The following is a 13321-nucleotide window of genomic DNA, read 5'->3' on the forward strand; positions in this document are numbered from 1 at the left end:
GGTGTGAACCCGTCATGGTGCGTTCGTTTCACGACGGTCATCTGGTTGCCTACGAAGTAAATTGTGAGGAGCGGCGGATCAAGCTGGTCATTCGTCCTGAGGCCGAACAAGCGTGGCATTCCGTCGTCTTCACCGGTGTCGAGGGGTATCACTTCGAGCATGATGCTCTCGGCAACATCATCTACGCGTTGCAAGAGGTCGCTGTCGACGTCGTCCTGAGCGACTATGGCGCGCAGATCGCCGAGGCCTATCGATTGTCCGGCGCCCCGGGAGCGTGGGCCGAAGACTTGACGACTGCGGCTCAGGTGCTTGCCGCGCAGGGCGTCCGCGGCTTCGAGCTCTCCGCGTCATTGGGCCTTTCCGGCTGGATCCTTGCACGCGGCGTCGAGGTCACGTCTGGATGAGAACTACGCCGCCTTCGCCTGCACCTTCTCGCAGAACTCCGCCAGCCGATCGGCCAGCCGCAACGTCGCCGGGCTCGCATCGGGCGATGCCACCAGCGCGACCTCGGTGCGGTCGATCGGCGCAAAGCCCTCGCGCGCCGTCAGCACGCGATGCTCCGACTGCACCGACATCTCGGAGAGAATGCTCAGGCCCATCCCGGCCGCGATGGCAGCCTGGACCGCGGCGAGGCTCGACGACGTGTAGGCCATGTGCCAGGCGCGGCCCTTGCTCTCCAGCGCGTGGATCGCGCGGGTGCGATAGAGGCAGCCGAGCGGAAAGCCGATCAGCGGCAGCGAGCGGGCGTCGAGGTCGACCGGATGGCTCCTGCTGGTCACCCAATGGACCTGCTCTGGCCAGGCCGCGATCGCCGCGGGTGCATCGTCGACCCCGCGCTTGAGCAACGCGAGATCGAGATCGCCGCGCTCGATGTCGCGCTTCAGGTTGAGACTCTGGTCGGCACGGACGTCGAGCCGCAGATCGGGATGAGCGCGCGAGAATGCAGCGAGCAGCTTGGCGAGCCTGTAGGCGGCAAAATCCTCGGGGATCCCGAGCTTCACCGCGCCGGCCGGACCCGGCCGGGCCACCACGTCGCGGGCTTCTTCCGCAAGCGCCAGCAGGCGCCGGGCATAGGACAACAGCCGCTCGCCGGCCTCCGTCGGGGTGACCTCGCGGCCGTCGCGGTTGAGCAGCGTCTGGCCGAGATTCTCCTCGAGCCGCCGGATCTGCTGGCTCACGGTCGATTGCGTGCGGTGGACGCGCTCGCCGGCGCGGGTGAAGCCGCCGGCCTCGACCACCGAGACGAAGCTGCGCAAGAGGTCCAGATCGAGCATCGGAACCGCCATTCGAAATTCCACTAAGTATCAGTCTATCATTTAATTTCCAGATGGGGAAGAACGGCCCTACATCGGCGGTGAAGGAGACCGCCGATGTCGTCCGTTTCATCTCCGGCTGCCGTGAGTCCGATGAAGTCCAGCCTGCTGCCGCTCGAAATCGGCCTGTTCTGCCTGCTGTGGAGCTTCGCCTTCGTCGCCGGCAAGATCGGCGTGACCTATTGTCCGCCGCTGCTGCTGCTCGCGGCGCGGTTCTCGCTGGCCGGCGTGCTGATCCTTGTGATCCCCATGATCCGCGGCGAGCTGCGCATGAGCTGGCGCGACGCCGCGGTGTTCGCGATCATCGGCATCGCCAACAACGCGCTCTATCTCGGCCTCGGCTACACCGGCCTGCAGACGGTGTCGGCCGGGCTCGGAGGCCTGATCGTGTCGGCGAATCCGGTGTTCACGGCGGTGTTCGCCGCGCTGCTGCTGGGCGAACCGCTCACCTTTCGCAAGGTCGCAGGGCTCGCGCTCGGCACCCTCGGCGTCGCGATGATCGTGTGGCACCGCATGTCGGTCGGCACCGACCAGCTCGAAGGCATCCTCTACACGCTGGCGGCGCTGACCTCGATCGTCACCGGCACCATTCTGTTCAAGCAGCTGGCGCCGAAGGGCAGCCTGTGGGTCGGCAACGGCATCCAGAACCTCTCGGCCGGCCTCGTGCTGTGGCCGGTCGCGCTCGGCGTGTCGAGCACGACCGCCATCGTGCCCAATGCGCAGCTGATCGGCGCGTTCGCCTTCCTGGTGCTCGGCGGCTCGATCCTGGCTTACGTGCTCTGGTTCCATCTCCTGAAGGTGTGTGGCGCGACCGCGGCCAGCGCCTATCATTTCGTGATGCCGCCGCTGGCGATGATCTTCGCCTTCCTGGTGCTCGGCGAGCACGTCGCGCTGCAGGACCTGCTCGGCGTCATCCCGGTCGCGATCGGCATCTATCTGGTCACGCGGGCGCCCGCACGGACACCGGCGGCCTAGTCCCTTCGGAACACGATCGAGGCCATCCATCCGGTCATCAGCGCCATCGCGGCCGTGACGAGGCCGTAGACGAAGCCGTTCTGTCGCGCCGACGTGGCGACGAACTGCTCGAAGCCGACCTTGACGATTTCGAACGCGGTCTCCGTCTTGGTGACGAGCGTACCATCCGCGAGCAGCTTGATCTCGACCTCATAGGTGCCGATCGGCACCGCCGCGGGCAGGGGAATGCCGGTGCGGAACAGCGTGGGCGTCAGGAACGTCACCGCGGACGTGTCCTCGCGATACAGGCCATGCTGCGACTGCAGTCGCACGAAAGCGCTGCGGAACGCGTCGTTCGGCACCACGTCGGCATAGTCGGGGCCGACGCGCTGAGTCAGCAGCACGTTGTTGAGCCCGAGCTGCTGGCGGCGCTGCACCTCGGACGCGGCCATGGCGTCGAACGGCCGGTTGGCGAACAATGCGAGATAGCCCGGCACTTTCAGGAACTGGCGCGAGTCGGTGTTGATCCAGATCCCGAATTTGCGCTCCTTGCGCCGCGTCACCATGTCGGCGCGCGGCCCGCGCACGGTGACGACGAGATCATAGGCGGCGGCGGTCCGGCTCGCCGGCGTCTGTGCGTCCTTCTCGACCGAGCCGAACAGCACCAGCTCCTCGCCGGAATAATTCGGCGTCACCGTGACGCGGTGATTGGACACCGAGACGATCAGACGCTCCGCATGCGCCGAGGCCGCGCCGGTGAGCAGCAGCGTCAGGGTGAGGGCAGCGAGGCGGCAAGGGGTCATTGACTGCCTCCCGTCTCGCGGATCGTGAACAGGTCCTCGGGCCGAATCACGAGCTCGATCGCGAAGCGGATGCCGACCGCGAGGATCAGCAGGCCGAGCAGCAGCCGCAACTGCTCGCCGCGGATCATCTGCCCGGCGCGGGCGCCGAACTGCGCGCCGGTGACGCCGCCGACCATCAGGATCAGCGCCAGCACGGCGTCGACCAGATGGTTGCTCATCGCGTGCAGCATGGTCGCGATCATCATGGTGGCGAGCGTCAGCACCATCGAGGTACCGATCACGGTGGAGGTCGGCACCCGCAGCAGATAGATCAGAAGCGGCACCAGGATGAAGCCGCCGCCGATGCCCATCACGGCGCCGAGAAAGCCGATGAGGATGCCGATGCCGATCACCGGGATGACCGAGACGTAGATCTTGGAGCGCTTGAAGCGCATTTTCAGCGGCAGGCCATGGATCCAGACATGGCTGCCCGGACGGCGCACCGTGGCGGCAGCGCCCTGGCGGGCGCGCATCATCGCGCGCAGGCCTTCCCAGAACATCACGCCGCCGACGCTCGTCAGCAGGATGACGTAGGACAGCGCGATCATCAGGTCGAGCTGGCCCAGCGAGCGCAGCAACGTGAAGGTCGCGACGCCGAGCGCGGTGCCGAGCGTGCCGCCGATCATCAGCACCAGCGCCAGCGAGGGATCGATCGCCCGCCGCCGCCAATAGGACAGCGCGCCGGAGAACGAGGACGCGGCGATGTGGCTGGAGACCGAGGCGACGGCGACCGCCGGCGTGATGCCGACGAAGATCAGGAGCGGCGTCATCAGGAAGCCGCCGCCGATGCCGAACATGCCGGAGACGAAGCCGACGGCTGCGCCCATCGCCAGCAGCAGGAAGATGTTGACCGGGATGTCGGCGATGGGAAGGTAGATCTGCATCCGCGCGGCCCTGCGAGCGTTCAACCGGAGCATCCCGCGCATGCGAAGCAGGTTGCTTCGTCCTGCATAACCGAAAACGGCGGCGAAGGGACCAACGATTCCCGCGCGAACTCACATCGGCCGTGCCGGGCGTGACATGCAGCCTGTAGTGCCCAATCAGAGGGCTTTGACGGAGGTCGTGACCAGCTTCATCGTCTCGGCCTCGCCCGGATCGAGCCAGCGGATGTCGCGGGTCTGCGACATGGCTTCGATCACCTGCGACGATACGCCCATGCGGGTCATGTAGCCGAGGATGGCGCCGGTCACGCGCTGGGTGTCGGCAACGGCATCTTGGCCCAGAGCTTGGCCTTGTGCCTCCGAGGTGAACCGGTGCACGCCGAGCGCCGATCCGTCGAGGCCGTAGCGGGTCTGGCCTCCCGCGAAGGCGAACACGCAGGCGCTGGCGCAGAAGCCGGCCCGAACCCGGCCGCCCTTGTCGGTCACGCCGACGGCGGTGGACAGGCCATGCGCCCGGATGATCTCGCCCATCAGCAAGCCCTGCTCGAGATTGCCGCCGGGGGAGGACAACAGAACCACGTCGCCGGGTTTCAGCTGCGACTCCTTGATCCGCTCGCGCAGCCAGATCGCGGCGGCCGGCCCGATGCGGCCGCTGACCGCGAGCACGGCCCGGTCACCCCCAACAGCCGCATTTGCCACCAGCGTGGAGGACAGGCTCGGCGAGACGTACTGGTCCTTCCAGAACGACCAGGCGTCGGGTGCCGACAGGTCGCGATAGGCGCGGATGCCCGCGCTCAGCAGCAGAATCGTGAAGAAGACGGCCGATCCCAGCCGGCCCCATCGAAATCCCGGCCGCGGCGCGCCAGTTCCTCGATGCACTTGCGGAGGCGGCGGGGCAGGGGTGAAGCCTGGCTGCGGCCGGGGCGCCACGCGTGGTCCGGTCGGCGAGTGCCGGAAGCCCATGCCCTCATGCTGCTCGTTCGCGCCCGACACCCGACTGCACTCCTCCGCGGCATCCGAATGACGCCGGTGAGATACCTATAACGTTCAGCGGTGCCACACTATGGCGTGAGGGCGCGTCGTCCGGGATTCTGCGCCGACGGTTGCGGCTCGCAGCAAAAAGGGCGCCACGATCGTGACGCCCTCTCCATCCACTCGGGTCGGGGCTGAACGGAAGTGTCGGGTCAGCGCTGTGCCGCCGAGGCCGCCCGCTTGGCCAGCGCCGCCTTGGCCGCGGCGGCCTTGGCGATCGCCTGATTGCCGTCCCAGCCGCCCGCCGGAGCCGGCACGTTCACGGCGTCGTCCGGCTGCGGCTCGACCGTGAAGGTCTGGATCGCGAGCCTGGCTGCGGCGAGCGACTGCGCGTCGAGCCGCTTGGCGACGTCGTCGCGCTTGCGTCCGGCATCGACATCGCCCTGCGCAGCGGCCAGCGTGAACCATTTGTAGGACTCGGCGAGGTTCTGCTCGACGCCGATGCCCCGTGCATAGAGGATGCCCAGATTGAACTGGCTGTCGGCGACGCCGCGCTCGGCCGCCTTGCGGAACCATTGCGAGGCGCTCTTGTAGTTCGCGCCCTTGCCGCCGCCGTCGGCATCAAGCACGGCCAGATTGTGCATCGCCTTGGCGTTGCCGCGCTCGGCGGCCACGACGTAGTAGCGGCGCGCGATATCGGCGTCCTTCTTCACGCCGAGGCCCTTCTCGTAGAAGGTGCCGAGACGGAACACGGCCGGAATGAGCCCGGCCTGCGCCGCGCGGTCATACCATTTCGCGGCTTCCTCGTAGTTCGGCGCGATGCCCTTGCCTTCGGCGAAGCGGACGCCGACCTCATAGGCCGCGGTCGGATCGCCCCTCAAGGCGGCACTGCGCAGGGTGAGGCCGCCGACCGCGTCGGGCAGCTTCTCGGAGGCCGGCACCTGGACGAGGCCGAGCCGCTGGCCGTTGGCGGCGGTCGGAATCGTACCCGTGACGTCGGTCGTGGTCGCTGCCGGAACGGTCGCCGGCTTCTCGATGTCCTGCGGGATCGCGAGCATCGCGATCGTCTCCGCCTCCGTCGGCATCGCCCTGTTGTAGGACTGGCGATCGATCGGGGTGGGCGAGGTCAGCGACGGCACGCTCTGGTCCGGCGTCGTCGGTCGCGGCGACATGCTGGGCGCCGCCGACGGCATCTGCGCACGCGGCGTATCGCCCTGGGTTTCCATCGATGAGACGGGCGGCGGCGTGCTGCCGGTGTCGAGCAGCGACATCGCGAATTTGAAGGTGCCGAGCACGATCACGACGACGCTGGCGCCGACCAGCAGCGAACGGATCTTCGAGCCGATGGTCGAGACCTCCTCATCGCCTTCGGCGGTCAGGGCGATGGTCGGCTTCTCCTTGGTCTTGGCCTTTGCCGGCTCCTTGGGAGCGTCCTTGACGATCTCCTTCGGCGGCTCCTTGGCCTTTTCCTTGGGTTTCTCCTTCTTCGCCTTCTTGGCGTCGACGGGTTGTGCGGCGGCGGCAGCCTGTGCGGCGCGCCGGGCGGCCGCGATGAAGCTCGATGTCGAGACGGGCTCGCGCTTGCCGGCCGGCAGCTCGCTCAGCGCATCCTCCGAGGCTGCGATCCGTTCTGCGGGCGATGCAGTCCGGCCGGGCGGGCGCGTGCCGGGCTCCAGCGGATGATCCGGCGGCAGCTCGGGGACGATCGCGGCCGGGCGCGCCGCCGCCTGCGCGGCATGCGGCTCCAGAATGTCGGCGATGGCCTTGGGCGGGATCGGCGGCGGCATCGTGACGGCGGGCGTAGCCGCGGCGTGGAAGTCGCGCGGGGCAGCCGCATAGGCCGGCTGGGCAAGGGGCTGAGCCGACGCCTGAGGGGCGATCGGCGGCGCCATCGACGCCGCTGCCGGGTTCGGCAGCTCGGGCCGATACGAAGGCTCCGTCCTGACCGGTTCGGCATAGGCGTGCGGAGGCTGCGGTGCCGGCGCACGTGCGGCAGCCGGCATCGGCGGCTCGATCGGCGGGGCGAGAGGCGGCAGCACGGCCGGCTGGCTCGTCGTTGCGCGCACGTTGCGCAGATCGCCCTCGATCATGGCGAGGCGGTCGACGACGTGGCCGAGCGTGTTGTGGACCGCCTCGAGCGAGTCCTGGGTGTTGCGGTCGGTTTCGGTCTGGCTGAAGCGGATGTCGGACAGCTCGCGCTTGACCATGTCGACGAGGCCGGTGTCGTGCGACGCTTCGCGCTGCGACCGGCTCTCGGACAGCGCGGCGAACGTCGCCTGCTGCCGCTCGAGATAGCGCAGGATATCTTGCAGCCCGTCCTCGACGCGGGACATGTTGCCGCCGCGCGGATCGTTGGCGGCTTCCAGCCGCTCGAGCAGATAGCTAATCCGCTGCTCGAGATGGGTGATGGCGGACGAACCGTCATTGCCGACCTGGAGGCGGTCGATCCGGTCGGACAGGCCGCGCAGCGCGTCCTCGATCTGGGCGGTGTTGTCGGGCACCGGCGCCGGCGGCTCGCGGTTTTCCAGGGTCGAGGTCAGCGCGGCGATGCGCTGTTCGAGGGCTGCGAAGGAATCCTGGAACGAGTCGTGGGTGTCACGCGCCTGCGTGATCTGGTCGACCTTGGACGACAATTGCCTGAGATCGTCCGATAGCCGTTCCAGGGCATCGTTGGAGGCGACATTGGCCACGATCGCCCGCAACGCCGTGATGGCATTTTCGAGCTGCTGAACCGTGCCGGGGTCGTCATTGGTTCGCAGGATCAGATCCAGCTTGGCGCCGAGATTGCGAATGGCTTCGTCATAGACGGCGAGCTGCTCGGCAGGCTTCAGCGAGCCGACCACCTCGCGGATGTCGGTCAGCGCCCGTTCGATGCCGGCCAGCACCTGGCCGTCGACGCCGCTCTGGCGGTTCTCGTCGATGCGCCGGGACAGCGAGCGGATCTCGTTCTCGATCGATTCGATCGCGCGCCGTGGCATCGCCTCCGTGATGGTGAGGCGGATCTCGGCAAGCTCGGTGCGGAAGCCCGCGATCGACTGCTCGATTCCGTCGTCGGGACGATGCAGCGACTCGATCTGGCTGGTGATCTTGAGGAGCTGCCGCTCGAGCTGCGAGAAATCCGGGCCGGGAGCCGGCGGCGGGGTCTGCGGCGCGCCGGATGGTGTCATCAACGGCGCTGCGGCCGGCGCCATCGTGGGCGCCGTCGGCGGCGCCTGATGCGGCGGCAGCGCGCGGGCATTGTCGAGCTCGCTCTGCCGGGCGCTGATCTCTGCGACGGCGACGTCGAAGGAGCCGGCGCTGAGCGGCGCGGCGGGACGGTAGAGCTGGGCGGCGGCGCGCTCGATGCCTTCGGGACCGCGATAGCGCTCCTCGGGAGCCGACTTGGGCAGCGGCGTCGAGATCTGCGACAGGCGGGCGTCGAGCCGGGAGATGGCGTCATTGAGCTGGCGGGCGACGCCCTGCTCGTCGCGCGGCGCGTCCTTGCGCGCTCCGGGCCGCGACATGTGCTCGATCTGGCGGGCGATGGAATCGAGCCGCTGATGAATGTCGGCGACTTCGCGCGCATCGCGGTTGACCGGCGGCGCCGTACGCGGCGCGGGAGTGCCGCGGAAATCCGGCGGGGCGGACGCGCCGAGCGTGGAATTGATCCAGTCGTTCAGCGTCATTCCGGCGCGTTGCGCCGCGGCCTCGGCCCTCTCGCGGACGGACGGGTCGATGCCTTCATTACTCCACGGTACGCGCGAATTCATGTCTCGTCCGGTTCCGCTTCCAGCGCTCCACCAAGCGCCTCCAGCCTCCCCACGCGTCCCGAAGCGAGCATGATCGGAATCCGCGCAGTTCGCCTGCTACTGATCCCGACTTTTGACTTTTACGGTAAATAACGGGTTAAGTTTACCGCCGGCGCGGTCAGAAGTTTTGCGCCTGGCGAACGGCGTGCATCAGCCGGCATTTTCCCGCGACGAGGCATCGAGCGGCCGCACGCTGCCGCTGCCGGAGATGGCCGACAAGGCCGTGATCGCCTCCTCGCACCATTCCGCGACCATCCGCTCGTGGCGCAGCCCGAGGCGCAGATTGAGCAGCTTGCCCATGTCGGCCGGCGCGACGCTGCCTTCGGCATAGTGCTTCTTGAGGATGCGGTCATAGCGCTCGGCGCGATCGCGATGATGCTCGAGCCGCGCCATCAGGTCGGCCCGGATCGGCGCGATGTCGGCGGCGCCCAGCGCATAGAGCCGAACGAGAAGATCGTCCTTCGTTGAAGCCGGCGTGCTCGGACGTGCCGCCCAGCTCCGGAATGCAGCGCGGCCCTCTGGCGTGAGCGTGTAGACGAGCTTGTTCGGCTTGCCGGTCTGCACCACCTCGCGGCCCTGGATGTAGCCGCGGTCGCGCAGCCGCGACAGCTCCCGGTAGATCTGCTGATGGTCCGTCTTCCAGAAGAAGCCGATCGAGGAGTCGAACGTCTTGGCGAGCTCGTAGCCCGTCATCGGATGTTCAGTGAGGCAGGCGAGGATGGCGTCGCCGAGGGCCATGGCCGGAAACTGCTCCCGTTTTTCTGATCGTTGCTTGCCCCGCTCCACGCTTGACATTATGCACATCGGCGCATATGCGTCAATGTGCATATGGGGTGGTTGTGGTGCTGGCCTTTTCCGCCCCGAGGAGACGCCCAATGACAATGACCGGCCTCGATGGATGGTACGGCTATATGAGGTCTCACGATCTCGACGCTTTGCGGGAGCTGCTGCATCCCGACGCCGTGTTCGAAAGTCCCGTCGTGCATACGCCGCAGCGCGGCCGCGACATCACCTTCAAATATCTCGCGAGTGCTGAGAAAGTGTTGGGCGGTCCCGGATTCAAGTATGTCGGGGAGTGGCGTAACGCCACGGGCGCCGTGCTCGAATTCGAGAACGAGATCGAAGGCATCAAGCTCAACGGCGTCGACATCATCACCTTCGATGACGCCGGCCTGATCACGCATTTCAAGGTCATGGTGCGCCCGCTCAAGGCGATCAATTTGCTGCACCGCCTGATGGGCGAGCAACTGGCGGCCATGACCAAGCCGTCGTGACGTGACCGACAGCCGCAATGAAACGGCTGCCGCAAGTTGCGAGAAATCGCTAAAGTCCGCGGCCTGCATTGCCTGCCGCGTCCGTGGAATTCCCCGTCTGAAACTTCAGCCTTCCTGCCGGAGACGCCGATGCCGATCTACAAAGCCCCCGTGGAAGATGTCACCTTCCTGCTCAACGACGTGTTCCAGATCGACCGCTACGACAATCTGCCGGGCTTCTCCGATGCCTCGGCCGATGTCCGCGAGGCGATCCTCGGCGAAGCCGCCAAGCTCGCTGAGGAGGTGCTGCACCCGCTGAATCGCGTGGGCGACCTCGAAGGCTGCAAGCGCCATGACGACGGCAGCGTGACCACCCCGAAGGGTTTCAAGGAAGCTTACAAGCAGATCAAGGAAGGTGGCTGGCTCGGCCTGTCGGCGCCGACCGAATATGGCGGCCAGGGCCTGCCGGTGACGCTCAGCCAGACGGTCAACGAATTCCAGTGCTCCGCCAACATGGCGTTCTCGATGTATGGCGGCCTCACCATGGGCGCGACCGCCGCGCTGATCGTGCACGGCAATGAGGAGCAGAAGAAGACCTACGTGCCGAAGATGGTGGCCGGCGAATGGACCGGCACCATGAACCTGACCGAGCCGCATTGCGGCACCGATCTCGGCCTGCTGCGCACCAAGGCGGTGCGCCAGGACGACGGCAGCTTCAAGATCTCGGGCACCAAGATCTTCATCTCCGCCGGTGAGCACGACCTCGCCGACAACATCATCCATCTGGTGCTCGCCCGCATCGAGGGCGCGCCGGCCGGCATCAAGGGCGTGTCGCTGTTCGTGGTGCCGAAATTCATGGTCAATCCGGATGGCAGCGTCGGTGCGCGCAACGGCGTCAGCTGCGGCTCGATCGAGCACAAGATGGGCATCCACGGCAATTCGACCTGTGTGATGAACTACGACAACGCCACCGGATGGCTGATCGGCGAAGAGAACAAGGGCATGCAGGGCATGTTCGTGATGATGAACGAAGCCCGCCTCGGCGTCGCCGTTCAGGGTCTCGCGCAGTCCGAGGTCGCCTATCAGAACGCGGTCGCCTATGCGCGGGAGCGCATCCAGGGCCGCTCGCTGACGGGCCCGAAGGCGCCGGACAAGGCCGCCGATCCGATCATCGTGCATCCCGACGTGCGCCGTACGCTGCTGTCGATCCGCGCCTTCAATGAGGCGGCGCGCGCGATGGTGGTGTGGACCTCGCTGAAGAGCGACGTCGCGCATCGCTCGCAGGATCCGAAGGACCGCCAGGCGGCCGACGACCACATGGGCCTGATGACCCCGGTCATGAAGGGCTACATGACCGACATGGGCTTCGCCAATGCGGTCCAGGCACAGCAGATGTATGGCGGCCATGGCTACATCGCCGAGTGGGGCATGGAGCAGTTCGTGCGCGATGCGCGCATCGCGATGATCTACGAGGGCGCCAACGGCATCCAGGCGCTGGATCTCGTCGGCCGCAAGCTGCCGCGCGACGGCGGCCGCGCGGTGATGGCATTCTTCGGCGAGGTCGGCTCGTTCGCCAAGGAGCACGGCGGCAACGACGCGATGAAGCCGTTCATCACGCCGCTGTCGATGGCCCTCGGCCATCTGCAGCAGGCCACGACCTGGCTGATGCAGAACGCGATGACCAAGCCGGACAATGCCGGTGCGGCCGCGACCGACTACATGCATCTCTTTGCGCTGGTCACCTTCGGCTACATGTGGGCGAAGATGGCCAAGGTGGCGCAGGACAAGATCGCGGCCGGCGACAGCTCGACCTATCTCACCACCAAGCTGGTGACCGGCCGCTTCTTCATGGAGCGCGTGCTGCCGGAGACGGCGGCGCATCTCGCCCGCCTGCAGGCCGGCTGCGCGACCGTGATGGAGCTGCCGGCGGAAGCGTTCTGAATTCGGAGAAGGCCGGTACGCACCACGTGCCGGCCTTCGTCCCATGCTGACAACAACAAATTGGACCAGATGAGGAGGGCGTGATGCCTGAGGCCTTTATCTACGACCACGTGCGTACTCCCCGCGGCCGCGGCAAGTCCGATGGCGCCCTGCATGAGGTGACCGCGCTCGCGCTCGCCACCGTGCCCTTGAAGGCGCTCAAGGACCGCAACAACATTCCCGAGGATGCCGTGGATGACGTCGTGCTCGGCGTCGTCGATCCCGTCGGCGAGGCCGGCTCGGACATCGCGCGTTTCGCTGCGCTGAATGCCGGCCTCGGCGAGGCCGTCCCCGGCATCCAGATCAGCCGCTTCTGCGCCTCGGGCCTGGACGCCGTGAACTTCGCCGCCGCGCAGATCATGAGCGGCCAGCATGAGCTGGTCATCGGCGGCGGTGCGGAGTCGATGAGCCGCGTCGGCATCGGCGCCTCCGGCGGCGCCTGGCCGATGGACCCCTCGATGGCGGTGCCGTCCTACTTCATGCCGCAGGGTGTCTCGGCCGATCTGATCGCGACCAAATACGGCTTCTCGCGCGACGACGTCGATGCCTATGCCGTGCAGAGCCAGCAGCGCGCCGCCAAGTCCTGGGAGGAGGGCCGCTTCAATAAATCGGTCGTGCCGGTGAAGGACATCAACGGCCTGACCATTCTGGCCAAGGACGAGCACATGCGCCCGTCGACGACGATGCAGTCGCTGGCGCAATTGCAGCCGTCCTTCGTGCAGATGGCGCAGATGGGCGGCTTCGACGCGGTGGCGATCCAGTCGCATCCGGAGATCGAGCGCGTCAACTACGTGCATCACGCCGGCAACTCCTCGGGCATCGTCGACGGCGCCGGTGCGGTGCTGCTCGGCAGCAAGGAGGCGGGCGCGAAGTACGGCATGAAGCCGCGCGCCAAGATCCGCGCCTTCGCCAATATCGGCTCGGAGCCGGCGATGATGCTGACCGGCCCGGTCGACGTCACCGAGAAGCTGTTCGAGCGCTCCGGCATGAAGAAGTCGGACATCGACCTGTTCGAGCTCAACGAGGCGTTCGCGTCCGTCGTGCTGCGCTACATGCAGGCGTTCGAGATCGACAAGGACAAGATCAACGTCAATGGCGGCGCCATCGCGCTCGGCCATCCGCTCGGCGCCACCGGCGCGATGATCCTGGGCACCGTGCTCGACGAGCTCGAGCGCACCGGCAAGGCCACCGCTCTGGTCACGCTGTGCATCGGCGGCGGCATGGGCACCGCGACCATCATCGAGCGGGTGTGATCGGCACTCCGTCATTCCGGGGCGATGCGCAGCATCGAACCCGGAATCTCGAGGTGAGGGAAAGAGCAAGCCAATGTCGAGATTC

11 protein-coding genes are annotated in these 13321 nt (G+C 67.1%); 5 read left to right on the plus strand and 6 right to left on the minus strand.

From position 1 onward, the window contains the following. Positions 1-14: 14 nt before the first annotated feature. Positions 15-404 (plus strand): hypothetical protein, encoded by a 390-nt coding sequence (locus tag QX108_RS23220; RefSeq protein WP_315783074.1) that lies wholly within the window; start codon positions 15-17, stop codon positions 402-404. A gap of 3 nt (positions 405-407) precedes the next feature. Here QX108_RS23220 and QX108_RS23225 read toward each other — a convergent pair whose 3' ends face one another. Then, positions 408-1274: a LysR family transcriptional regulator gene (locus QX108_RS23225; protein ID WP_315783554.1), complete on the minus strand. Its 867-nt coding sequence runs from the start codon at positions 1272-1274 to the stop codon at positions 408-410. Positions 1275-1370: 96 nt separating this feature from the next. On the opposite strand from QX108_RS23225, the gene QX108_RS23230 reads away from it, so the two are divergent. Further along, entirely contained in the window at positions 1371-2288 is a 918-nt protein-coding gene (locus tag QX108_RS23230; protein WP_315783076.1) for a DMT family transporter, read from the plus strand. Here QX108_RS23230 and QX108_RS23235 read toward each other — a convergent pair. The 5 genes from QX108_RS23235 to QX108_RS23255 form a co-directional block, all read right to left on the minus strand. Next, positions 2285-3070, minus strand: a complete 786-nt coding sequence (locus tag QX108_RS23235) for a TIGR02186 family protein (RefSeq protein ID WP_315722443.1) — start codon at positions 3068-3070, stop codon at positions 2285-2287. The two genes, QX108_RS23230 and QX108_RS23235, sit on opposite strands and share 4 nt — an antisense overlap. Then, positions 3067-3993, minus strand: coding sequence for a sulfite exporter TauE/SafE family protein (locus tag QX108_RS23240; RefSeq protein WP_315783556.1), 927 nt, complete (start codon positions 3991-3993; stop codon positions 3067-3069). Before QX108_RS23240 ends, QX108_RS23235 begins: the two co-directional genes overlap by 4 nt. A gap of 156 nt (positions 3994-4149) precedes the next feature. Continuing rightward, positions 4150-4983, minus strand: coding sequence for a hypothetical protein (locus tag QX108_RS23245; protein WP_315783078.1), 834 nt, complete (start codon positions 4981-4983; stop codon positions 4150-4152). A gap of 191 nt (positions 4984-5174) precedes the next feature. Next, the gene (locus QX108_RS23250; protein WP_315783080.1) at positions 5175-8711 is read right to left on the minus strand and encodes a hypothetical protein; all 3537 of its coding nucleotides are present in this window, start codon (positions 8709-8711) and stop codon (positions 5175-5177) included. A 189-nt stretch (positions 8712-8900) separates the two neighbouring features. Beyond that, complete coding sequence (locus QX108_RS23255) at positions 8901-9488, minus strand: PadR family transcriptional regulator (RefSeq protein WP_315722440.1); 588 nt, start codon at positions 9486-9488, stop codon at positions 8901-8903. A 137-nt stretch (positions 9489-9625) separates the two neighbouring features. Here QX108_RS23255 and QX108_RS23260 point away from each other — a divergent pair, with 137 nt between their 5' ends. The 3 genes from QX108_RS23260 to QX108_RS23270 all read left to right on the plus strand — a co-directional run bounded on the left by QX108_RS23260 (position 9626) and on the right by QX108_RS23270 (position 13236). Continuing rightward, a complete protein-coding gene (locus tag QX108_RS23260; protein ID WP_315783083.1) occupies positions 9626-10024 on the plus strand; it encodes a nuclear transport factor 2 family protein in 399 nt (132 codons plus the stop codon). Between the two features lie 129 nt (positions 10025-10153). Then, entirely contained in the window at positions 10154-11944 is a 1791-nt protein-coding gene (locus QX108_RS23265) for an acyl-CoA dehydrogenase C-terminal domain-containing protein (protein WP_315783085.1), read from the plus strand. 83 nt (positions 11945-12027) lie between these two features. Continuing rightward, complete coding sequence (locus QX108_RS23270) at positions 12028-13236, plus strand: acetyl-CoA C-acetyltransferase (protein ID WP_315722438.1); 1209 nt, start codon at positions 12028-12030, stop codon at positions 13234-13236. Positions 13237-13321 lie beyond the last annotated feature (85 nt).

This window comes from Bradyrhizobium sp. SZCCHNR1002, from assembly GCF_032381435.1.
Lineage (GTDB): Bacteria > Pseudomonadota > Alphaproteobacteria > Rhizobiales > Xanthobacteraceae > Bradyrhizobium > Bradyrhizobium aeschynomenes.

What these genes read in the sequence shown, in the direction of transcription:
- QX108_RS23220 (WP_315783074.1), top strand. Translation starts at nt 15, where the DNA reads ATGGTGCGTTCGTTTCACGACGGTCATCTGGTTGCCTACGAAGTAAAT.
- QX108_RS23225 (WP_315783554.1), bottom strand. Translation starts at nt 1,274, where the DNA reads ATGCTCGATCTGGACCTCTTGCGCAGCTTCGTCTCGGTGGTCGAGGCC.
- QX108_RS23230 (WP_315783076.1), top strand. Translation starts at nt 1,371, where the DNA reads ATGTCGTCCGTTTCATCTCCGGCTGCCGTGAGTCCGATGAAGTCCAGC.
- QX108_RS23235 (WP_315722443.1), bottom strand. Translation starts at nt 3,070, where the DNA reads ATGACCCCTTGCCGCCTCGCTGCCCTCACCCTGACGCTGCTGCTCACC.
- QX108_RS23240 (WP_315783556.1), bottom strand. Translation starts at nt 3,993, where the DNA reads ATGCAGATCTACCTTCCCATCGCCGACATCCCGGTCAACATCTTCCTG.
- QX108_RS23250 (WP_315783080.1), bottom strand. Translation starts at nt 8,711, where the DNA reads ATGAATTCGCGCGTACCGTGGAGTAATGAAGGCATCGACCCGTCCGTC.
- QX108_RS23255 (WP_315722440.1), bottom strand. Translation starts at nt 9,488, where the DNA reads ATGGCCCTCGGCGACGCCATCCTCGCCTGCCTCACTGAACATCCGATG.
- QX108_RS23260 (WP_315783083.1), top strand. Translation starts at nt 9,626, where the DNA reads ATGACAATGACCGGCCTCGATGGATGGTACGGCTATATGAGGTCTCAC.
- QX108_RS23265 (WP_315783085.1), top strand. Translation starts at nt 10,154, where the DNA reads ATGCCGATCTACAAAGCCCCCGTGGAAGATGTCACCTTCCTGCTCAAC.
- QX108_RS23270 (WP_315722438.1), top strand. Translation starts at nt 12,028, where the DNA reads ATGCCTGAGGCCTTTATCTACGACCACGTGCGTACTCCCCGCGGCCGC.